This is a genomic window from Methylobacterium oryzae (assembly GCF_036441375.1).
GTDB classification, from domain to species: Bacteria; Pseudomonadota; Alphaproteobacteria; order Rhizobiales; family Beijerinckiaceae; genus Methylobacterium; species Methylobacterium oryzae_A.
In genome coordinates this window covers 172,492-194,080 of sequence record NZ_MLCA01000016.1, presented here as the reverse complement: position 1 = coordinate 194,080, position 21,589 = coordinate 172,492, and the positions used below count along the sequence as shown (strand labels likewise).

Here is a 21,589-nt window from a genome sequence, read left to right as displayed (position 1 = left end):
CGCTGCGCCGGTCCCTGCCCTCTCGCGCTTCGCCTCAAGGCCCGGTACGGGCACCCTTGATAAACCGTGCGACGTCGTCCGCGACGGAGTACCGGAGACTAAACGGGAAGCTCATCGCCTGGACGATCTGTCCGTGGCCGAGACCAGGATAGACCTTCATGGTCTCCCTGCCGTCGAAGCCCCGCAGCGCACGGTCGAGCGCCAGGGTTCCGGCGGGATTGACGTCGAGATCCGCCGCGCCGGTGGCCAGCAGCATCGGCGGATGGGAACCCGTGGCCTGGTTGATCGGCTGCAGGGCCGCGTCGCTGCCGACAAACACCTGGCGATCCAGCGGATCGGTCAGCGCCGACGTCGCGTAGGGCCCGGCCAGCCCGACGATCCCGGCGAGCTTGGCGGGACTGGAGCCGGCCTGCTCCAGCCAAGTCGCGTCGAGACCCAGCATCGCGGCGGCCCAGGCACCGGAGGAATGCCCCACGACAGTGACGCGCGCGGGATCGCCGCCGTACTCGGCCGCGTGCGCGATGGTCCAGGCAACGGCGGCGGCGTTGTCTGCGAGGATGTCCGGCAGGGTCGCCGCCGGGACGTGGCGGTACTCGGGGATGACCGCGACGACACCGCGCCGCGCGAAGGCGGCGCCCACATAGGCGACCTCGTCCTTGGACCCGGTCCGCCACCCGCCGCCGTACAGGAACACCGCGACCGGATGCGGCTTGCCCGCGGCCGGCCGGTAGATATCGGCCCGGTGCGCGTTCCCGTCGGCGTATGGGACGCCCTTGTCGACGTGAACTTCGAGCGGCGCGAGCGCGTTCAGGACCGCGAGGGTCAGGCCGACGATCTTGTCACCCAGGTAGCTCAGCACGGGATCGGCCTCGGCGAGGGGCGGAGATCTGGCGCGTCCTGGAACGGGCCGTGTCGGAAGTCGAACTACGTCAGCTCGACGACGCAGAGGCGATCCGTGACCGGGAGCGGCACTCGCCTGTCCGCGGGGAGATCCACCGCGCTCACGGCGCCGTCGTCGTCGAAGCGGTGGAGGCGCACCCGCCGGGGCTGCCGCGACAGGCGGAACTCGGCGGTCCGCGCCGGTACGTCCGGGCGAAGCGCGCGGCTCCGCCGGTCCCAGCCGTCGATGGCGAGCCAGAGCGGAACGAGCGTCGCCCCGTCCAGCCGCGCGAACCGCGCGGTGACGAGATCGGGAACGGGCCCGGCCAGCGCGACGTCGCGGTCGGCCGGAACGGCGGCGCTCTCCCCGGCGGGGGCGCCGAAGAGCCGGATGAGATTGCGCACCGCCGCGAAGGCGGGAGTCGGGCGACCATCGTGCGCGAGAAGGCCGAAACGGCTCTCGGGGTCCGCGTCACCGCGGTCGAAGCTGGAGATCAACTCGTACAGGTAGGTCCGCCGCACCCCTTGCAGGTAGCTCCAGAGGAGCATCCGCGGGAGGTACCGGGCGCGGAGGCCCGGCGAGATCGGCAGGTGCGCGCTGCCGGTGGCGAGCGCCGTGTGGTACCCGTTCTCGGTCGCGATCACCGGCGCGTCGCCGAAGACCGGGCGCGCGGCCGCGACGAAGCGCGCGAGGCTGCCCGCACCCTCGGTCTCCGGATGCTCGGCCCCCGGATAGGCGTGGATATTCGCGAGGTCGACGAAAGCCGCGAGGTTCTGGGCCGCCGCGACGTTGCCCTGGATGTAGCTCGGCCCGGCCACGCGGACGACCCCGGCCCGGGCATCCGCCCGGACCGCGCGGAACAGGGCCGCCTGATGATCGGCCGAGAGCCGCGCGAGGCCCGGCCGCGCCGCCACCGGCGGCTCGTTCCCGCCCTCGGCCACGAGGAGCCCGTCGCCGGCCCAGGCGGCGATCTCGGCGAAGCGCTCCGGCGGCACACGCGGCCCCGGCGTGAGCCCGTCGTAGAAGATCAGGCTGAAACGGTAGCCCCGGTCAGCCAGATCCGCGATCCGCTCGAACTGCCCGGCCGGCTCGTCGCCGGTGAGCACGATGTCGTCGCGCAGGTGGCGGATTCCGAGTGCGTCGAGGGCCTCGGCGCAGGCGGCGAAGCGGTCGACGTAGGGGCTGCCGCGGTGGCCGAGATGCACGTTGACGCCGATCGAGTCGATCAGCGCCTCGCAGCGGTGCAGCGGCTGGGCCGCGGCGGCACGACCGGCCGCGAGGGCGCCCGCCGCCATGGCGAGGGCCGAGCGGCGCGTGAGCCGGGTCACGTCCGGCCCGCCAGGGTGAGACTGGCTCGGGGCGCGGCGGCCTCCCCAGCGGCGACGCGCGTCGCGTGCGCGCGGCGGACGGACCGGAGGAGATCCTGCAGCGCCTCGGCGACGCGGGCCTGGGCCTCGCGGGATCCGAAATTGTGGTCCACGCCCGGCACCACCGTCACGGGCGCGCCGAGGCGCCGGTCCGCTGTCCCGGGCGAGCGTCCGAGATGGCGACGGACGGCCGCGAGCCCGGGATCGCCGGCGCTGTAGAGCAGGCGGATCTCGGCGCCCCGGCGACGCAGCGCGGCGACCCGCCGGGCGGGTGAGCCGCCGAGCGGCCCGGGGCGAAGAGCCCGGCGGATCCGGCGAGTCGCGGCCTCGATTCCGCGCCGGGCGAGGACGGCGGCGATCGCGGCGATCCGGATCTCGCCGCGGATCAGCCGGCGCCACGTCGCTCCCCGCTTGAGCAGGGCCGCGTAGGTCGATGCGCTTCCGAAGGTCTGCCGGATGACCTGATCGAGGTCCTGGTCCGGATCCCAGTCGAAACAGTAGAGGTTGAGCAGGAGGGCCCCGTCGACCCGGCGGTCCCGGCAGAGGGCGTGAAAGGCCGCGTAGGCGCCGCTGCACCCGCCCACCAGCAGGATCGGGCCGCCCGCGCCGGCGATCAGGTCGATTGCCGCCGCGACGTCGGCGAAACCGTCCGCGGCGAAGAGGGGCTTGCGGCCGTCCGGCCGGTCGTCGCTGTCGCCGATGCCCCGCAGGTCGAACCGGACCGACGCGATCCCCTTCGCGGCGAGGCGCCGGGCCAGATCCGTGGTCTGGCGCCCCCAGCCGGAATGCACGCTCATTCCGGTCGAAACGAACAGGATCGTCGGCGCCGCTCCCTCCACCCGGCGCGGGCGGCACCGGATGCCGAGCAGGCCGCGTCCGAAGCGGACCGGCTCCTCCGCCCAGCCCGGACCGGTCAGGCCGCTCGGGTGCGCGTCAGCGGCGACGAGGCCGCCGGATCGCGGCCTGGCGGCCGGCATGCCGTCGGTCGCGAAGCCGATCACGCGGGCGAAGTCCGCCGTCGGGACGTCGGAGAAGATCGGGTCGGCGACGAGCGCCGCGAGACCCGGGAAACCGCCCGTCGCCACGTCGCAACCGAGGGCGCCGAGGCGGGCGGCCAGCGCCTTGGTCTCGGCTGCGAGGAGCAGCGCGTGGCCGGCCGGCGCCCGCCCCAGCCGCGCGAGGTTCAGGTCGGCGAGGTCGGCGAGGAAGGCCGCCTCCATCCGGAAGCCGCCGACGGTGAGGCTGTCCGGGTCCTGCGCCGGGGCCGACCCGTCCGGCAGGCGGCCGATCGTCTGTGCCCGCAGCCGCATCTCGCGCAGGTACGCGCGCCCGGTCGTGACCGGCGCCAGCAGGACGAGGCGGGCGACGGCCTCGTCCTGGCCGGCCAGTGCCGCGAAGGTGGCGCCGAGACGCAGGCCGACGACGGCGATCTCCGTGACGCCGGCGGTCGCGCGCAGGTATCCGATGGCCCGACGGACTGCCGCGACGCAGTCATCCACCCGCGCCTCACCGGGATCGGCCGAGTCGCCCTCGCCCGGATAGTCGAAGCGCAGCGTCGGGCAGCCCGCCGCGGCGAGGCCCTCGGCCAGGGCGCGCCAGGGCCGATGCGCGGCCATCTGCTCGAAGCCGTAGGCTCCGCAGAGGACGACGCCCCGCGTCCCGGCCGCCGGATGAAACCACCCGAACAGCCCCTCGAACGTCACCGGCACCGCGGCCTCGGACCCGACCTCAACCGTCATGACCGAATTCCACGATCTCGCCGCTGTTGATCGCCCGCACGCGCCCGCGCGGGAGCCGGGCGGCCTCCGCGAAGGTGATGATCCGGCTCGACCCCGGCGCGAGGTGGAAGCCGCTGTCGGCCGGCCGCGCCCCCGGGGCCAGCACCTGGACGCCGCGGGCGAAGCGCTCGGTGCTGACCCGCAGACCCGGCCCCTCACCGGTCGCGACCGGCTCGGCCCGGAGGCCGATGGCGGATCGATCGACCGGCCGCGCGCCGGGGAAGTGGAAGCTCTCGGCGACCACGCACCCGTCGGCGTCGGTCAGGCGCGCGTGCGCGAGATCGTGGATCCGGGGGCCGAACCGGTAGCTGTCGGTGGCGTCGAAGAAGCGCCCGAGCAGGGCCGCGGAGGTGAGCGTGAGCGCCGCCCGCGGGCCGGCCACGAGATCGCGCTCGGCGCGCGCCGCGACGCGGCCCGCGCCGTCGCAGAAGGTCAGCGACAGCGTCAGCGCCCGAACCGACGCCGTCTCGTTGAGGACGTGGACGTGGAGCCCATCGAGGCCCTCGTCGGTGAGGAGGACCTGGACCGGGCGGAAGGCGCGCTTCAGCGCGTACCAGGCCGATTTCGGGCGGTGCGTCCAGTCGATCACGCCCCAGCCGGCGCCGGGCGCGAGGTCGCGCAGCATCAGGACGAGGCCGCCGGCCGTCGGCGAGCGCGGCCGGCGCCACTCGGCGAAGGTCGCCTCCATGACCTCGGCCACCGCGGCGCGGCCGAGCTCGAGGTAGCGGTCCGGGTCCTCGGCGCGCAGCGCGGCCGGATCGACGCCGTAGAGCGCGCCGACGTAGTGGTCGCGCACCGTCTCGAAATCCCAGTCGGCGCCCCGGTCCTGCGGGATGCCGGCCGGCCAGAGCGGGTCGGCCGGTCCGGTCGGGCCCGGCGTACCGGGTTCGGGCGGGTTGGCGAAGGCGAGGCACTCGCTGGCGAAGCCGACCTCGGCCCGGCGGGCATCCTCCAGGGGGCGGCAATAGGCGCCGACGCCGAAATAGTGGGTGCAGCCCCCGCGCGGCGAGAACGGCAGGTCGCCGCCGGAGGGCGAGTTCGGCACGACGACGAGATCCGGGCGCTGCGCCGCCACGCGCTCCGGCAGCGTCTCCGCGCAGAAGGCGCCGGCCCAGACGGCGCGCGGCGCGCCGAGCATCGCCGCCTGCTGCCAGACCTCGCTGCCGCCGCAGAGCACGCAGAGCGACGGCGCGGTCTGCGTCCAGTCGAGAAATTCGGTCAGCTCGCGGTCGAGTTCGGCCGCGAAAGTCGGGTCTTCGTGCGGATAGTCGAAGTTGGCGAGCATCAGGTCCTGCCAGACCAGGATGCCGAGCTCGTCGCAGAGATCGTAGAAGTCGGGGGCCGGATAGAGCGTCGTCCCCGGGACGCGCAGCATGTTCATGCCGGCCTCGCGCGCCAGCCGGAGCAGCGTCTCGGTGCCGTCCGAGCCCAGCCCGACGAGGTCGGGCGGGGTCCAGACGGCGCCCCGGCAGAAGACAGGTACGCCGTTGACGGCCAGCGAGAGGCCCTCCTCGAACGGTCGCGTCAGCGACAGGGTTCGGAAGCCGACGCGGCCCAGGTCGACCCGGGCACCGTCCACGCGGACCTCCACCGGGTGGAGGTTCGGCGCGCCGTGGGTGTGCGGCCACCAGGGCGCGATGCCGGGCAGCGTCAGCGCGCCCGCGAACAGGCCCGGCTCGACCTCGGCGAGCGGAGCTTCGCCGCCGCCGCACCGGAGCAGGACGCTGCCGACCGGCCCGTCGACCCGCAGGCGCACGGCCAGGCGGCCGATGTCGCCGTCGAGGGTCGGACGCACGTCCGCGGCGCTCGCGCGGGGGCGGACCGGCTCGACGGTCAGCGGACGGTAGGGACCGACGAGGTCGATCTCGGGGCACCAGCCCGGCATGAACCCGAGGACGCTCGTGCGCGTGTGGCGCAGCGACCCGGGCGTGATCATCCGCGGCCGCCAGCGCCCGCGTTTCGCCGGACGGCCGAGTTCCGCCCGGAGCGCGCGGAAGCAGAGCGCGAGATCGGAGGTGCCGCCGAGATCCACATCTACGGCGTGCTCCTCGAACATCGAGCGGGAACAGAGCACCGGGACGCCGTCGAGCCAGACCTCGGCCAGGGTGGCGAGCCCGCCGAAGCGCAGCCGGGCCGGGCCGGAACCGGCGATGCGGGTGCGGTACCAGATATCGCGGTCGTGGATCGGCTCCGGCACCGCGGCGTTCCAGCGCCCGGCCGCCTGCAGGGCCGCGGCGGCCGTGCCGGGAACATTTGCCGGGATCCAGTCGGTGATTTCGTCGAGGTCGCCGGGGCCCGCGCAGGCGCCCGGAGGGGTCGCGGCGAGCCGCCAGGGCGCGAACTGAACCTCCGGCGCCCGGTCGTCGACGCTGCGGATGCGGGTCATCGCCCCCTCAGCGGTCCAGCGCGCGGTCAAGATCCGCGAAGACGCGGTCGTAGGTCGTCGCGAGACGGTCGAGGCGCGGCGCCAAGCCCTCGGCCGAGCGCCGGTGAAAGGCGCGGGCCAGCTGGAACTGGAAGGCCTTCGCCTCGCGGCTCAGATCCGTGGCGGCCGCGGCGGCGGCCGCGAATCCGCCGGCCTCCCGGGCTTCGAGCCACGCGAGATGGCTGGCGAGCATCTCGAAGTTGGCGCCGAGCTGGCGGGTCGTGTTGAACGCGTAGGCGTGGAACACGCTGAGCGGCCGGACGACCAGATCCCCGGCCGTCGCCGCGAGGGCGTCGCGGAACGCCAGGACCGGGTTGCGACGGGGGGCCCGGGCGCGATGCCGGACCAGCAGCTCGCGCGCGACCGTCGGCAGCTCCGCCGTGCTGAGCGGCGGGGCGACAGGCTTCACGAACTCGGCGTAGGGCGGCAGCGTCGCTGGCCCGAAAATCCCGGCGTAATCTTCACCCGAGAGCCGGAAGCGACCCGCATTGTGCAGGTAATCGAGCTCCCGGGCGGCAGGATCGATGGCCAGGATGCCGATCGTTGTCTTGCCGTGCTCGCGGCCGTAGGTGGTCCCCTGGGTGTCGGGGAGGTGGATCGCGTCGACCTCGACCAGGACCGGGCGGCCGGCCGAGGCCTGGATCACGGCGTGGTTCTCGAGGCCGTCATAGACCGCGAGTTCCAGCACCTCCAGACCGTAGAGGCGCTCGATCTCGCCGGTCGGCGGCTTGAAGAAGGTGAACTGGTCGCCCTCGAAATCCTGCCGCAGGGTGAATCCCAGCAACGCCTCCGGGACGAGTCCGCGACCGTGCAGGAGCTCGATCCAGAGGTCGACGTAGCAGTTCGTCTCCGGCCAGTCGCGGCCGGAATCGTGGAGCGGGTGCGGGACGTAGGGTCCCGCGGCTCCGAGCCCGTCCGGCAGGCGCAGGGCGGCACTCACCGCCTCAGCCCCATAGCTCGGCGCGCACGGCCTCCGGCCAGGCGGCGAGATCGAGCCCGTGATGGCGCAGGAGCGCGAGGGTGATCCGCTCCAGGCCGAAGCCGACGCAGGCCGTGTGGGCGACGGCGCCGTCCGCCTGACGCAGCTCCCAGGTGCTGCCGAAATGGTCCTGGTGATAGTTGAAGCTGAGGCAGGCCGTCGGCTTGTCGAGGCTGTTGACCGGGACGTTCAGCTCGAACTTGAGGCCTTGCGCCCGCTGATTGTTGGCGAGCATCCGGCCGGCGCGTCCGAAGAACGGGTCGTTGGCGGCGTCGATCGCGACCGGAAGACCCAGGTCGCGCATCATGGCCGTGCCGCGCTCCAGCCAGGATTCGCGGAAGGCCAGAACCTGCTCGGGGCTGCCCATGCGCACGTACTCGCGCATCCGGAAGAGCTGCATCCGGGTCGGCTCCAGCGAGGGCTCGCGCCGGAAGCAGTAGGATTGCAGGTCGAACAGCCGCCCCTCGGCGGGCAGCGTGCCGCGCGCGGCGGCGACCGGATAGACCGGGTAGCAGGCCGCGGGCGTCAGCACGACGTCGGTGGCCTCCTGCTGGCCGGTCCAGTCGGTCCCCGCCTCGAGGCAGGCGAGGATCTCGGCGTGCCCGCGCGCGTCGCCGCAGAAGCTGTGGACGGTGCCGGCGAGGTTCGGGAAACCCTTCAGGTAGCCGCTGCGCTCGAAGGCCGGGCGGCTCATGGCCGGCGGGAAGCGCAGCACCTCGGCACCCTCGGCGGCCCCGAGGCGCGTGATCATCCGGTCGAGGGCGTCGACGACGCTCTCGAAGGCGCCGCTGCGACCGTAGAGGCCGTCGACGCCGGTCCGCACCAGCAGGCCGTGATCGAACAGCCGGTCGAGGAAGGTCGGGCCGCCGGCCGGCTCGTCGTCGAGCAGGACGTCGCCGGAGGGAGAGGAGATCGATTCCATCACGCGCTCATGAGCTGGCCGCTGCCCTTCTGCACGAGCAGGAGCTTGGCGGTGTTGGCGAGGATGCGGTCGTTGCCGATCATCAGCGGCGCGGAGAGGACGTCGCGCAGCGGGCGTCCCAGGCTGAACGGCGTGTCGTTCCGGTAGCCGGCGAGACCGACGATCGCGAGCGCCCGCCGCACGATGTCGACCGCCATGTCGGAGACGGTGATCTTCAAGTTGTTCAGCATCACGCAGAAGCCCACGGAGCCGATCGTGTCGGCGTCCCCGTGGGCGTCCTCGAAGCGGCGCAGGGCCGACACGATGGTGCCGCGCATGGCCTGGTGCGCGTTGGAGACCTCGGCCAGGCGCGTCGCGGTCGGCGGGACCTGACCGGGCCGGCGCCGCGCCTCGGCCTGCACGAAAGCGCGGGCGCGATCGAGCGCGTAGGTCGCGATCCCGTACCAGACGCTGCTCCACAGCAGGTGCGAGGAGGCCAGCATCGACTGGGCGGCGATCTCCGCGAAGGGCTTCGGCAGGATCTGCTCGACCGGGACGTCGCGAGCCTCCAGGCGGAAGCCGTCGCTGCAGGTCCCGCGCATCCCGAGGGTGTCCCAGTCCCCGGTGCGCACGAGGGAGATCTGGTCGGCCATCAGCGCGACGAGGACCTGATCGGACGTCGCCGCGTCCGGGTGGCGCCGGGCCGTGGCGAGGATCAGGTCGGCGTGCGCGCCGTAGGAGATCACCGACGCGTCCTTGCCGAGGGCGAAGACCTCGCCGGTGGTCTCGACGGCGCAGAGGCTGTTGCGCAGGTCGCCGCCGATGCCGGCCTCGGTGGTCGAGGAGGCGACCAGCAGCTGCTCGCGCGCGATACGCTCCATCAGGCGGCCGTGCCACGGGCTGTCGAGCCCGTGCGTCACGAGGCTGGACACCTTGATGTGGTGCATCGCGAACACCATCGCGGCCGCGCTGCAGGCCTGCCCGAGCGTGCTGCACAGCTCCGCGATCTGCACCAGCCCGGCCCCCTCGCCGCCGAACTGCCCCGGGATCTGCAGGCCGAGCAGCTGCTCGGCCTTCATCGCGGCCACGGCCTCCGCGGGGAAGCGGCCCTCGCGGTCGACGGCGTCGGCGTGGCGCGCCGCCACCGCCGCGGCCCGCTCAGCGCGCGCGGCGAGCGTGCTCATGCGGCTTCCTGCTGGATCAGGGTGGAGACCGCCTCGCGGATCGCGCGGATCGACGAGAACGACTTGCGATTCAGGAGCTCGTCCGGAAACTCGATGTTGAAGCGCTCCTCGAGGCCCAGCATCAACTGCACCGAGCCGAACGAATCCAGGCCGAGATCGAACAGGCTGTCATCCTCGGAGAGCTGGTCGGCTTTCCCGGCGAAGGCTTCGTTCGTGCCGAGAATCTCACGGATATCTTGAGCGATGTTCAAGGCGGAACTCCTCATTCCAGTTATCGCGACGCTATTGAACGGATCGGCTTGCCGTCAAATTATCTATTGATTAATAGTAAATTGCTGCCCTTGCTCAGCGCTACAGGGGTGCACACCGTGCGAGCAGGCGCCGCAAGCGGCCGGTGGCCCACATTCCGCGGCACCACCTTTACGATCACTTTCCAGCTCTTGATTTCGTGATGGTGTGTCCAGAGAATTCTCGGATTTAGCAACTCAAGCGTGTAAATGCTCTGCGCGATATGAATTCCGAACCCGACGTCATTTAGGACGATTCGGAACTCACGGTGACGCGGCGGGGTCCTGTCGGCCATAAAGGCGCGGCTTCGTCCGCTCCGGGCGGGCCCAGCGATCGGCCGGCGCGCGATGATCTACAACCTCCAAATCCTGCGTGCCGTCGCGTCGTACCTCGTCTTCCTCACGCATTTCGGCCTCTACATCGCACCGGTACTGCCGCGGCCGGATCTGCTCGCCTTCGGAGCGAGCGGCGTCGACATGTTCTTCGTGCTCTCCGGCTTCATCATGTTCGTGAGTACGAGTGGGCGCCGTGAGAGTCCGGGGGAGTTCCTGCTCCGTCGCGCCTCGCGCGTCGTCCCGGTCTACTGGCTCGTCACGTTGGGCTTGGCGCTGATCGCTTCGACCGGATTGAAGCCCATCGGGATCGTGGAGATCCGGCCGGACTACGTCGTCCAGTCGCTGCTCTTCCTGCCGTTCTCCCGCGGCGGCTACATCGAGCCGCTGAATTCCGTCGGCTGGACGCTCAACTACGAGATGTTCTTCTACCTGGTCTTCGCCGGACTGCTGCTGGTGCCGAGACCCGCCTTCCGGGCGCTCGGCGCGGCCGCGATCTTCCTGGTGCTGATCCTGCTCGGATTGCTGCCGGCATCTGGCCTCTACTGGGCGTACTACACGAAGCCGATCCTCATCGAATTCGCGGCCGGCATCGGGCTGGGATACGCCTACTCGCGGCTCGCGCCGCCGCCCGCGGGCTTCCCGGTCCGGCGCGTCGCCGGCGCGGCGTTCGCGGCGGCCCTGGCGCTCATCGTCGGCGGCCAGATCGTGGCCGACGCGCTCGGCGTCAGCCCCGAACTGTCCGGGTTCGCCCGCCCGCTGGTCTGGGGGACCGCGGCCGTCCTGATCGTGGGCGCTATGCTGCTGCTGGAGCGGGCCGGCATCGCCCTGAAGACGCGCTGGCTGCTGTCGCAGGGCAATGCCAGCTACTCCTTCTACCTGGTCCACAACCTGCTGCTGCACAGCGCCGCCAAGATCGCCGCGGTCGTCGTCGCGCCCGGGATCGGGCGCGCCGCCCTGATCTTCGCGCTCGCCTTCCCGGCCGCGGTCGTCGCCGGTGATCTGCTGTTCCGGTATGTCGAGACGCCGGTTATCGCAGCCCTGCGCCGCCGGCTCGACCGGCGGCCCGCGCCAGCCCCCCTGCCCGCTCCGGTCGCCTCGTAGCAGGGCCGGATACGCGGCCGCGCTCGCGCCCCCGTACTGAAGCGCGCGAGCGGGCGTCTCCCCCGGTCGACGCCGAGCGGCCTTCCTGTCCTTAACGTTAATTCCTTGCAAAAATTAAGTTTACACACGTCATTCAGGGCCTACTCATGCCCTATCTTCGACTGTTTCCGCCTTGGTGACCCCTTTTTTAGAGATGATGTCTCTATTACTCTCCGGTGTGTGCCTATGCTCGCTGTCGCCGGCGGGTCCGGCAGGACGGAATGCATGTTCCAGCGTCCGGCGCACCGACGAGGAAGCTGTGATGCGTGTCGCCATTGTTCACGACTGGTTGTACATCGTCGGTGGCGCCGAGCGTGTCCTCGAGCAGCTGCTGCGGATCTATCCGGACGCGGACGTCTTCGCGCTCTTCGACTTCCTGCCCGAGGCGGACCGGGCGCGGCTGGGCTACACCCAGGCGCATACGAGTTTCATCCAGCGCCTGCCGTTCGCGCGGACGCGGCACCGCAACTACCTGCCCCTGATGCCGCTCGCGATTGAGCAGTTCGACCTGTCGGCCTACGATCTCGTCATCTCGAGCAGCTACGCGGTGGCGAAGGGCGTCCTCACCGGCCCCGACCAGCTCCACGTCTCCTACATCCACTCGCCCATGCGCTACGCCTGGGACATGCAGCACACCTACCTGCGGGAGAGCGGCTGCGACGCGGGCATGAAGAGCGTGCTCGCCCGGCTGATCCTGCACCGGATGCGCGTCTGGGATTTCCGCACGGCGGCCGGCCCGAACGCGATCGTGGCCAACTCGGCCTTCGTCGCCCGCCGCATCCACAAGGTCTACGGCCGAACCGCCGAGGTCATACACCCGCCGATCACGCTGCCGAGCCAGCGCTACGAGGGGCCGCGCGGCAACCACTTCCTCGTGGCCAGCCGGCTCGTGCCGTACAAGAACGTCGAGGCGGTGATCCGCGCCTTCGCGCTGCTTCCCGATCTCGAACTCGTGGTGGCGGGCACCGGGCCCGATGCCGCGCGGCTCCGCGAGATCGCGGGGCCCAACGTGTCGTTCTCGGGCTTCGTCCCGGATGCGGAACTGCGCCACCTCATGGCGACCGCCCGGGCCTTCATCTTCGCGGCCGAGGAGGATTTCGGGATCATCGTGGTCGAGGCCACGTCGGAGGGCACGCCGGTCCTCGCGCTGGGCCGCGGCGGCGCCCGCGAGACGGTCCAGACCCGCGGCCCGCAGCGCACCGGCATGTTCTTCGACACGCCCGAGCCCGAGGCGGTCGCCGAGTGCGTCCAGCGCTTCCTGCTGCAGGAGAGCCACTTCACCCGCGAGGCCTGCTGGGCGCAGGCCGAGATGTTCTCGGCCGAGCTGTTCCGCAGCCGGTTCTCGCACTTCGTTGACGAGCAGATGGCCGTGCACCGGGCCGCCTGCGAGACGCGCCCGCGGATGCTGCCGCGCCTCGAAGCCGTCGGTTGAGGACGGGTCGCATGTCCTTCCTGACCGTCGATCTGGCCGAACGCACGCCGGTCCGCGCCCTCCCCCAGGAGCCGGCGCGCGGCGGTCCGCTCGCCGCCGCCCTCTCCCGGATCTGGCACCGGCGCTACCTGTTCGCGACGGTATTCGCCGCGATCCTCGGCCTCGCCGTCACCGCCCTGCTGATGATCCAGCCGCAATACGTGGCGAGCGGCTCGGTGATCGTTGCCGAGGCCGAGCCGGGTGCCAACAACGCCTCGATGGCCTGGATCCAGAAGATCGGCGACCCGGCCGACATCGAGAGCCAGATCCTCGTCATCCGCTCGCCCCGGCTCCTGCGCCTCGCGATCGACGACAGCCTCGTCGCCGCGGTCCTCGCCGAGTGCCGCTACGCGGCCACAGGCGGGCATCCCGACCGGATCAGCGAGAAGAAGGACGCCGCCTGCACGAAGCTCACGACCGACCGCAACGCGCTCATCGAGTACCTGCAGAAGCGCTACACGGTCCTGAGCTCCGGCCGCTCGCGCATCATCACCATCGGCTACAAGTCGCCGCTGCCCGAGACGGCGCAGACGATGGCCAACGGTCTGATCAACGCCTTCCTGGACGATCAGCGCGAGACGCAGGCGTCCAGCCGCAAGGCGGCGGCCGACTGGCTGCACACCGAGATCAGTCAGCTGGACGCCTCGATCCGCGCGGACGAGACCCGGATCCAGACCTTCCGGCGCCGCAAGGGCCTGCTGAAGGGCTCGACGGCCCCGATCAGCGCGGAGCGGCTGACGAGCATCAGCCAGCAGCTCGCGGCCGCCGAGACCGCCAAGGCGGACGCCGCCGCGCGCCTGAGCGAGATCGAGAACAGGGGCGCCCGCGGCGCCGACAGCGCCCCCGCGGTCCTCGCGAGCCCGACCGTCGTGTCGCTGAAGCAGCAGCTCAGCGGCGTCAGCGCGCAGCTCGCCAACCAGAGCACCCTCCTGGGCGCCAACCATCCGGTCATCCGGGCGCTCGAGACCGAGCAGGCGAGCCTGCGCGCGCGGATCGAGCAGGAGATCGGGAACGTCGCGAAGGGCCTGCGCAAGTCCTACGAGGCCTCGAACGCCCTGGCCAAGTCGCTGCGCGCCCAGCTCGAGACGGCGAAGACGGAGGCTGCCGCCGCCATGGACGACGAGTCGTCGATCGAGGGCATGGTGCGCAACGCCGAGATCAAGCGCACCCGCTACGCCGACCTGGTGAAGCGCGCGGGCGAGCTGGAGACCGAGCGGCGGATCCTCACCGGCAGCACGCGGCTGGTCAGCCTCGCCGAGCTGCCGCAGGAGCCGTTCTCGCCCAAGGCCGTGCCGTTCCTGGCGGGCGGCATCGTGCTGGCGGGTGTCCTCGCCGCCGCCGCCGCGCTGCTGCGCGACTACACCGACCGGCGCGTGCGAACCTCGGCACAGCTCATGGAGGGCACCGGCGCGCCGGTCTTCGCGCAGTTGCCGAGCCTGGAGCCGGCCGGTCTGGTCGGCCGCTTCTCCGAGCGCCAGCGCGAGCTCGACCTCGCGGAGGCCCTGGCGCGGGCGCGGGTCGATCCGGTGATGCAGAACGTCCTGCGCAACCTGCACGCCCATCTCGTCCTGGCGGGCGCCGGCAAGTCCCGCGTCATCCTGGTGACCTCGGCGAAGCCGCGGGAGGGCAAGTCGTTCACGGCCTTCGCGCTCGCCGGAATCGGCGCCGCCAGCGGCCGGCGGGTCCTCGTGGTCGAGTGCGACCTGCGCCGACCGAATTTCGAGGCCTCCCTCGGACTCGGCCGCGGCCCCGGCCTCGGCGGCGTGCTCCGCGGCGAGATCGCCCCGGCCGAGGCCGTGGTCCAGGCCGGACGCTTCGACGTCATTCCGGCCGGGACTCCCACCGCCGACTCGACCGAGCTCCTGATGGGCGATCGGATGGCGGACTTCCTCAAATGGAGCCGCCGCTACGACCTCGTCCTTCTCGACACGCCGCCGACCAGCCTCCTGATGGACGCGCCCATGCTCGCCCGCCACGTCGACGGCGTGCTCTGCTGCGCCCGCTACGGCCGCTCGCAGCTCTCCGACACCGTCGAGACCGTGGCGAACCTGCGCCGCGCCGGCGGACACGTGCTCGGGATCGCCATGACGATGGTCCGGCCGGGCAGCCAGTCGACCTACGACGTGATGCCGCTGCCCGATTCCCGCACGGCCGCGAGCGCCCGATGACCGAGGTCCTTACCACCCAGGCGCTCGCGGAGCGCGGCCCCCTGGACCGGGGGCAGGCCGCGCGGTCGGCCGTCGCCGCGCGGCCGCGGGTCCTGTTCTTGAGCCATACCGGCACCATGTCGGGCGCCGAGCTGGTGCTCCGCGACGCCGTCCGACCGTGGGCGGGCTCGGCCGCCTTTCTGTTCGAGGACGGTGCGCTGACCGAGACGCTGCGCGGTCAGGGCCTGGAGATCCGCCTCGCGCGCCGCCGGTCCGCGCTGGCGGCCCTCCGGCGCGACGTCTCCCCGCTGAGCGCGCTGCCGGTCCTGGGCCAGCTCGGCGCCCTGGCGCTGGAGATCGCCCAGGCGGCCCGGTCCTGCGACGTGGTCTACGCCAACTCGCAGAAGGCCTTCCTGCTCTCGTCCCTGGCGGCCCGCGCCGTGGGGCGCCCCCTGATCTGGCACCTGCACGACATCCTCGACGGCGCGCATTTCGGCCGGGCGCAGCGCGTTCTGCAGGTCCGTCTCGCCAATCTCTGTGCCGCCCGGGTGATCGTGCCCTCCGAGGCCGCCGCGCGGGCGTTCGTTCTGGCAGGTGGGCGCCCGTCTCTGATCCGCGTCGTGCCGAACGGCCTCGACGTCGATCCGGCGCCTCGCCCCGCGGCGGCCCTCCGCGCGGAGCTCGGCCTGCCGGACGGCCCCCTCGTGGGCGTCTTCAGCCGTCTCGCCCCGTGGAAGGGGCAGGACGTCCTGATCGAGGCGCTCGCGACCCTGCCCGGCCTCCGCTGCGTCGTGGTGGGGGCACCCCTCTTCGGCGAGGATGCCTACGCGACGCATCTGCGCGACCTCGCGGCGCGGCTTGGGCTGTCGGACCGGGTGCTGTTCCTCGGCCAGCGCGACGACGTCCCCCGGCTGATGCAGGCGGTCGACGCCGTCGTGCATCCCTCGGTCGATCCCGAACCCTTCGGCCGCACCCTGGTCGAGGCGATGCTGGTCGGCGTGCCGGTGATCGCCACCGACGCCGGCGCGTCCGCCGAGATCCTCGACGGCGGCGCGGCCGGAACCCTGGTGCCGCCGCGGCGGCCGGACCGTCTCGCGGCGGCCCTGTCGGCGCTGTTCGCCGATCCCGACGCCTTCACGGCCCGCACCGCGCTCGCCCGGGAACGAGCGCTGTCCCGCTACGGCGCGGACCGCATGCAGCGCGATCTCGCCGACATCATCCTCCAGGTCGCCGGCCGGGCCTGAAGCGCCGGCGATCCCTCCTCCCCGTTCGGAGCCGTCCGACCCGCCATGCCGCGCGTCCTCGTCAACATGCCGAGCCAGCATGCCGGTCGGCCGTCGGGCGTCGCGCTCGTCGCCTTCCGGGTGATCGCCGGTCTGGTCGCGCGCGGCACCTTCGCGGTGGTGCTCCGCTCCCCCTGGCGCCGGGACCAGCTCCCCGCGGCGATCCGCGACCGCGTCGAGGTCGTGACGGTGAAGCGGCCGCGGATCATGCTGCTCGACGTCCTGCGCCAATGCCTCGCCGTCCCGCGGCTGTGCCGCGCCCGCGCTATCGACGTGGTGCTGAACATCGACCCCTACGGGGCGGCGTTCGGCGGCCGCGCCCGCGTCAGCGTCGTGCACGACCTCTATTTCCGCACGCTGCCGGAGCGCATCCGTTCCCGCGAGGCCCTGACCACCGACCCGATCTTCCGCCTGGTCCTCGGCAACAGCGCCCGGGTGATCGCCGTCTCGGAGGCGACGCGGCGCGACCTGGAGCACCATTACCCGCGGCTCCGCGGCCGGACCTGGACCGTGCCGTCAGCGGCGATGCTGGATCCGACAACGATCGCGCCTGCCGCCGAAAGCCCGGCGGGGCCCTACGTGCTGGCGGTCGGCAACGCGCTCTACAACAAGAACTTCGCGACCCTCGCGCGCGCCGTGGTCGAGCTCGGACGGCCGGGAATCGGGATCGTCCACGTGGGCGAGGATCCCGGCGAGGCCATCGCCGCCGCGCTCGGCGACGCGCCGGTCCCGCTGACCCGCCTGTCCCGCATCGGCGACGACAGGCTGGCGGCCCTCTATCGCGGGGCCCTGTGCCTGTGCGTCCCGTCCTTCGCCGAGGGTTTCTGCCTGCCCGTGCTGGAGGCGCAGGCCCTCGATTGCCCGGTGATCTGCTCGGATCGAAGCGCGACGCCCGAGATCGCCGGAGCCGGTGCCCTCACCTTCGACCCCGCCGATCCCGCGGCGCTGACCGAATGCCTGCGCCGCCTGCTCGACGAGTCCGGGCTCCGGGCCGCGCTGATCGCCCGCGGCCGCGACAATGTCCGGCACTACGACTGGGCCGAGACCGCCCGCAAGTACGAAGCCCTGCTGCTCGACGCGCTGCGGGACGGCGCGCCGGCGCGGCCCGCCCGGGAGGTGCCGCATGCGCATCCTGCACCTTAGCTCGCTCTACGCGCCCGAGCAGGTCGGCGGCGCCGAACTGATGGTCGAGACGCTCGCCCGGACTCAGGCGGATCTCGGCCACAGCGTCGCCGTCGCCTGCGCGGCGCGGACGGAGGGCGGACCGGTCCTGCAGGACGGCGTCACCGTCTATCGGACCGGCTACGGGACGCCGTTCCACATCCTCGACTGGCCGGAGCGCGGGCGGCTCGAGCGCCTCCGCTACAAGGTCGCGGCGCAGTGGAACCGCCACGCCCTCGACCGGATGGCGCGGGCGGTCCGGGATTTCGCCCCCGACCTCGTGAACACCCACTCCATCTCCGAGCTGCCGCCCGCGCTCTGGCCGGTGCTCCGGCGGCTCGGAGTGCCGGTCGTGCACACGCTGCACGACTTCACCAGCCTCTGCACCAACGGCGCGATGGTGCGCCACGGACGTCCCTGCGCTCACCAGCATCTCAAGTGTCGCCTCTACGCGGCGCCCCACCGGCGCTGCCAGCGCGCCGTGACGTCCGTCACCGCCGTGGGCGCGGACATTCTCGACCGCCACCTCGCGGCCGGCCTCTTCACCCACGTGCCGCCGTCGCTGCGCCGCGTGATCTGGAACCCGATCCCGCCCGGTTCGCCGGTGGCGCGGGCGAAGCGGGCGCCCGGCACGCCGGTCCGGTTCGGCTACCTGGGCCGGATCGAGGGCGCGAAGGGCCTGGACGTCCTCCTCGACGCCTGCCGGCGCCTGCCGGAGGCGGGCTGGCGCCTCGCCGTCGCGGGCCGCGCCGTGGACGGGCTGGACCGCTACCGCGCCCTGGCCGAGGGGCTTCCTGTGACCTTCCTGGGCCACGCCGAGCGTGACGCCTTCCTCGACGATCTCGACTGCCTCGTGGTCCCGCCGATCTGGCCCGAACCCTTCGGCCGGACGGTGGCGGAGGCCTACGGGCGCGGCGTCCCGGTGATCGGCAGCGCCACCGGCGGCATCGGCGAGCAGGTCGGGGCCGGCCCCTGGCTGGTCCCGCCGGGCGACGCGCCGGCGCTCGCCGCCGCGATGGCGCGGATCGTCGCGGAGCCGGCGCGCCTCGCAGAGGGGCTCGACCGCGCCGCCCGCATCCGCGCGGGCACCGATCCGGTCGCCGTCGCGAACGCCTATCTCGACCTCTACGCCGCGACCCGCGACGCGGCCCGCANGGATCGTCGCGGAGCCGGCGCGCCTCGCAGAGGGGCTCGCCCGCGCCGCCCGCATCCGCGCGGGCACCGATCCGGTCGCCGTCGCGACCGCCTATCTCGACCTCTACGCCGCGACCCGCGACGCGGCCCGCACCGAACCGCTTCCCGAGCTTCCCGCCCGCGCGGGGCGCACGCCTCTCAGCGAGTGCCGTTCATGATCACCCCAACCCTGTCGTCGGACTACGCCCGGGTCCTCACCGAGGAGCCCCGCGCCCAGGGCCAGGACCGGCCGAGGGATCAGGCCGCCGCGCGCGCGGTGACCGGCCCCCTGCGGATCCTGCATCTCAGCGCCCTCTACCCGCCCTACATCGTGGGCGGCGCCGAGCGCTCGGTGGAGCACCTAGCCGAGGAGCTCGTCGCGGCCGGCCACACGGTCGCGGCGGCCTGCATCGCCCGGGAGCCCGAGCCCAAGAGCGTGCGCGGCGGCGTCACCGTCTACCGCATGGCCCATCACAACGATTTCTGGCTGGAGGACTGGCCCAAGGCGAGCCGGTTCGGCCGCGCCTGGGCCAAGCTCAAGCAGCAGTGGAATTTCGCCGTGGCGGCCGAGTTCGGCCGCGTCCTCGACGATTTCCGGCCCGACATCGTCAACACGCACTCGCTGCTCGACGTCTCGACCCTGGTCTGGCGCGAGGCGGCCAAGCGCGGGATCCCGATCGTCCACACGGTCTGCGAGTACGACCTGATCTGCGGCAACGCCGCGATGTTCAAGGACGGCAAGCCGTGCGACCGCTGGCACCTGGGCTGCAAGGTGGTCAACGCCGCCAAGCAGGTCACCAACCGGTCGTTGGACGCCGTCGTCAGCGTCGGGACCGAGATTCTCAAGACCCATGTCGACCACGGGTTGTTCGCGCATCTCGCCCCCGAGCGGCGCCGGGTGATCTTCTATTCCTGCACCGTTCCCGAGGGCGACCCGGAGGCTCGGCGCCGGATCGACCGGACCGGCAAGCCGATGACCTTCGGCTATCTCGGCCGGATCAACACCGAGAAAGGGGTCGGCACGATGATCGACGCCTTCCGGCGGATCGGTCCCGGTGACTGGCGCTGCCTCGTCGCCGGCCACGCGATGGACGACTCGATCGAGCGCTTCAAGGCGCAGGCCGAGGGCCTGCCGATCGAGTTCGTCGGCTGGGCCAAGCCCGCCGAGTTCCTCAGCGCCATCGACGTGCTCATCGTCCCCTCGTTCTGGGCCGAACCGTCGCCGCGGACGATCTACGAGGCCTACACGATGGGCGTTCCGGTGATCGGGGCGGCCTCGGGCGGGATCCCCGAGCTGATCGGCGAGGACAACGCGGACTGGCTGTTCACGCCGGGCGACGATGCCGACCTCGCCGCGCGGCTGCGGAGCGTGATCGACCGCGGCCGCGGCGACCTGCCGGACGAGCGCGCCTTCCAGCACGTCATCCGCGAATCGACCTCGGAGCGCGTCGCCGAGAAGTATCTCGATCTCTACGCCGAACTCGTCGCCGAGCGTCGGGCAAGCCGCCCGTGACCGCCGCCGCGCCGGTCCTGTCGGAGGCCGCCGCCGCCGAGGAGGAGCCGGGGCTCGCCTCCGGCGCCGCGGTGACGCGCCGCTCGTTCGACGCCGCGCGCTGGGTGGCGGTCGCCTCCGTCGGCAACGTCGTCCTGAGCTTCGCTGTGTTCCTCGTGCTGGCACGGCTCATCGGGCCCGCCGAGTTCGGGATGGTGGCGATCGCCGCCGTCTTCATCGACATCCTGCAGATCGTGGCCCGCTGCGGCCTGCCCGACGCGGTCGTCCAGCGCGCCGACCTCGACGAGGACTTCGCCGCCACCGCCTTCTGGGTGATGCTCGCCACGGGCGGCCTGTGCGCCGTCGGCCTCGTGGCGCTGTCCGGCCCGATCGCCTGGATCTTCGATCTCCCCGCGCTGCGGCCGGTCCTGTGCGCGCTCTCCGCCTGCTTCGTGATCACGGCCGCGGGCGCGATCCACGAGGCGCGGCTCCAGCGGAGCTTCGGCTTCCGCAAGCTCGCCCTGCGCGCGCTCGGCGCCAACTTGCTCGGCGGGGCCGCGGCTCTCGTGCTCGCCCTCGACGGCTACGGCGTCTGGAGTCTGGTGGTCCAGCGGCTCGTCGCCGCGACCGCGACCACGCTCCTGACCTGGGCGGCGGCCCGCTGGATCCCGCCCCTGCGGCTGCACCTCGCCTCCGTGCGCGAGCAGGTCGCGTTCGGCTCGCGGCTGTTCTGCACCTACCTGCTGCTCGTCGCCTCGATCCGGAGCCAGGAGGTGATCGCGGCCTACTTCCTGTCCGCGACCGACGTCGGCTACCTGCGCCTCGCGTGGCGCTGCATCGACCTCGTCAGCCAGGTGGCGGTCATCCCGCTGACCACGGTCGGGCTGACCACCTACGCGCGCCTCCAGGACCGGCCGGGCGAGCTGGCCGCGGCCTTCCACGGCTTCACCGAAGCCTCGGCGTTCCTCGCCGTGCCGGCCTTCTTCGGCATGGCGGCCGTGGCCCCGACCCTCATCCCGTTCCTGTTCGGGGACCAGTGGCACGACGCGGCGCCGGTGCTGCGGACGCTGGCGCTCCTCGCGCCGGAATTCGTCGCCACCTCGATGCTGTGGATGGTCTTCACGGCCCTGGGCCGCAACGGCACGGCCCTGCGGCTCGCCGGCGCGCAGTTCGGCCTCGGCGCCGTGGCGGCCTTCGTGACCGCGCCCTTGGGCCTCGCCGCCCTGGTCGCCGGGCACGTGGTGCGGGCCTACCTGTTCACGCCCGCGATCGTCGCCAGCGCGGGACGCGTCGTCCCGGTCACGAACGGGCGGCTCGTGCGGCTCCTCGCGCCGATCACGCTCTGCGCCGGCGCGATGGCCGGGCTGGTGCTGGTCGTCCAGATCCCGACCCACGCCGCCCTCGGGGACCGGGTCGGCCTGTTCGCGGCGGTCGGTATCGGGATCGCGGCCTATCTGGGCCTGGCCTGGATCTTCATGCGCGGCACGCTCCGCACGTCCGTCGGCCTGTTCCTGAGACGCTCCGCCTGATCTGCACCCTCCGCCAACCTTTCTGGGCGACACTGCCGGCCGAGGGCCGCGGCCGG

General features: G+C 72.6%; 15 protein-coding genes and 1 pseudogene. 8 read left to right on the top strand and 8 right to left on the bottom strand.

The genetic code is table 11. The annotated features are described in order from the left end of the window. Window positions 1-34 precede the first annotated feature (34 nt). From MOTC310_RS30105 to MOTC310_RS30070, 8 genes are all read right to left on the bottom strand, one after another. Window positions 35-859 carry an alpha/beta hydrolase gene (locus tag MOTC310_RS30105; RefSeq protein ID WP_331304412.1) on the bottom strand — a complete coding sequence of 275 codons (825 nt, stop codon included), beginning with the start codon at window positions 857-859 and terminating at the stop codon, window positions 35-37. 65 nt (window positions 860-924) lie between these two features. Further along, window positions 925-2,208 carry a hypothetical protein gene (locus MOTC310_RS30100; RefSeq protein ID WP_331304411.1) on the bottom strand — a complete coding sequence of 428 codons (1,284 nt, stop codon included), beginning with the start codon at window positions 2,206-2,208 and terminating at the stop codon, window positions 925-927. Then, window positions 2,205-3,986: an alpha/beta fold hydrolase gene (locus MOTC310_RS30095; RefSeq protein WP_331304410.1), complete on the bottom strand. Its 1,782-nt coding sequence runs from the start codon at window positions 3,984-3,986 to the stop codon at window positions 2,205-2,207. Before MOTC310_RS30095 ends, MOTC310_RS30100 begins: the two co-directional genes overlap by 4 nt. Continuing rightward, entirely contained in the window at window positions 3,976-6,411 is a 2,436-nt protein-coding gene (locus MOTC310_RS30090) for a glycosyl hydrolase 2 galactose-binding domain-containing protein (RefSeq protein ID WP_331304409.1), read from the bottom strand. The genes MOTC310_RS30095 and MOTC310_RS30090 overlap by 11 nt, the downstream gene beginning before the upstream one ends. Before the next feature lie 7 nt (window positions 6,412-6,418). Continuing rightward, window positions 6,419-7,390: a DUF1839 family protein gene (locus tag MOTC310_RS30085; RefSeq protein WP_331304408.1), complete on the bottom strand. Its 972-nt coding sequence runs from the start codon at window positions 7,388-7,390 to the stop codon at window positions 6,419-6,421. A 4-nt stretch (window positions 7,391-7,394) separates the two neighbouring features. Continuing rightward, window positions 7,395-8,351, bottom strand: coding sequence for an amino acid--[acyl-carrier-protein] ligase (locus MOTC310_RS30080; protein ID WP_331304407.1), 957 nt, complete (start codon window positions 8,349-8,351; stop codon window positions 7,395-7,397). After that, entirely contained in the window at window positions 8,351-9,514 is a 1,164-nt protein-coding gene (locus MOTC310_RS30075) for an acyl-CoA dehydrogenase family protein (RefSeq protein WP_331304406.1), read from the bottom strand. Before MOTC310_RS30075 ends, MOTC310_RS30080 begins: the two co-directional genes overlap by 1 nt. Continuing rightward, on the bottom strand, window positions 9,511-9,759 hold the full coding sequence (locus MOTC310_RS30070; protein ID WP_331292504.1) for an acyl carrier protein: 249 nt from the start codon (window positions 9,757-9,759) through the stop codon (window positions 9,511-9,513). Before MOTC310_RS30070 ends, MOTC310_RS30075 begins: the two co-directional genes overlap by 4 nt. 390 nt (window positions 9,760-10,149) lie before the next feature. Here MOTC310_RS30070 and MOTC310_RS30065 point away from each other — a divergent pair, with 390 nt between their 5' ends. The 8 genes and pseudogenes from MOTC310_RS30065 to MOTC310_RS30030 all read left to right on the top strand — a co-directional run bounded on the left by MOTC310_RS30065 (window position 10,150) and on the right by MOTC310_RS30030 (window position 21,533). Beyond that, on the top strand, window positions 10,150-11,238 hold the full coding sequence (locus MOTC310_RS30065; RefSeq protein WP_331304404.1) for an acyltransferase family protein: 1,089 nt from the start codon (window positions 10,150-10,152) through the stop codon (window positions 11,236-11,238). 301 nt (window positions 11,239-11,539) lie between these two features. Continuing rightward, a complete protein-coding gene (locus MOTC310_RS30060) occupies window positions 11,540-12,709 on the top strand; it encodes a glycosyltransferase (protein ID WP_331304403.1) in 1,170 nt (389 codons plus the stop codon). Window positions 12,710-12,720: 11 nt separating this feature from the next. Beyond that, window positions 12,721-14,916: a GumC family protein gene (locus tag MOTC310_RS30055; RefSeq protein WP_331304402.1), complete on the top strand. Its 2,196-nt coding sequence runs from the start codon at window positions 12,721-12,723 to the stop codon at window positions 14,914-14,916. After that, window positions 14,913-16,139, top strand: a complete 1,227-nt coding sequence (locus MOTC310_RS30050; protein WP_331304401.1) for a glycosyltransferase — start codon at window positions 14,913-14,915, stop codon at window positions 16,137-16,139. The genes MOTC310_RS30055 and MOTC310_RS30050 overlap by 4 nt, the downstream gene beginning before the upstream one ends. Before the next feature lie 45 nt (window positions 16,140-16,184). Continuing rightward, entirely contained in the window at window positions 16,185-17,321 is a 1,137-nt protein-coding gene (locus MOTC310_RS30045) for a glycosyltransferase family 4 protein (RefSeq protein WP_331304400.1), read from the top strand. Further along, window positions 17,302-18,549 (top strand): annotated as a pseudogene (locus tag MOTC310_RS30040) (glycosyltransferase family 4 protein); the annotation flags it as partial. The gene MOTC310_RS30045 and the pseudogene MOTC310_RS30040, both read left to right, overlap by 20 nt. A gap of 252 nt (window positions 18,550-18,801) precedes the next feature. Beyond that, a complete protein-coding gene (locus MOTC310_RS30035) occupies window positions 18,802-20,025 on the top strand; it encodes a glycosyltransferase family 4 protein (protein WP_331304507.1) in 1,224 nt (407 codons plus the stop codon). Next, on the top strand, window positions 20,022-21,533 hold the full coding sequence (locus MOTC310_RS30030) for a lipopolysaccharide biosynthesis protein (protein WP_331304399.1): 1,512 nt from the start codon (window positions 20,022-20,024) through the stop codon (window positions 21,531-21,533). The genes MOTC310_RS30035 and MOTC310_RS30030 overlap by 4 nt, the downstream gene beginning before the upstream one ends. The last annotated feature ends 56 nt before the right edge of the window (window positions 21,534-21,589 follow it).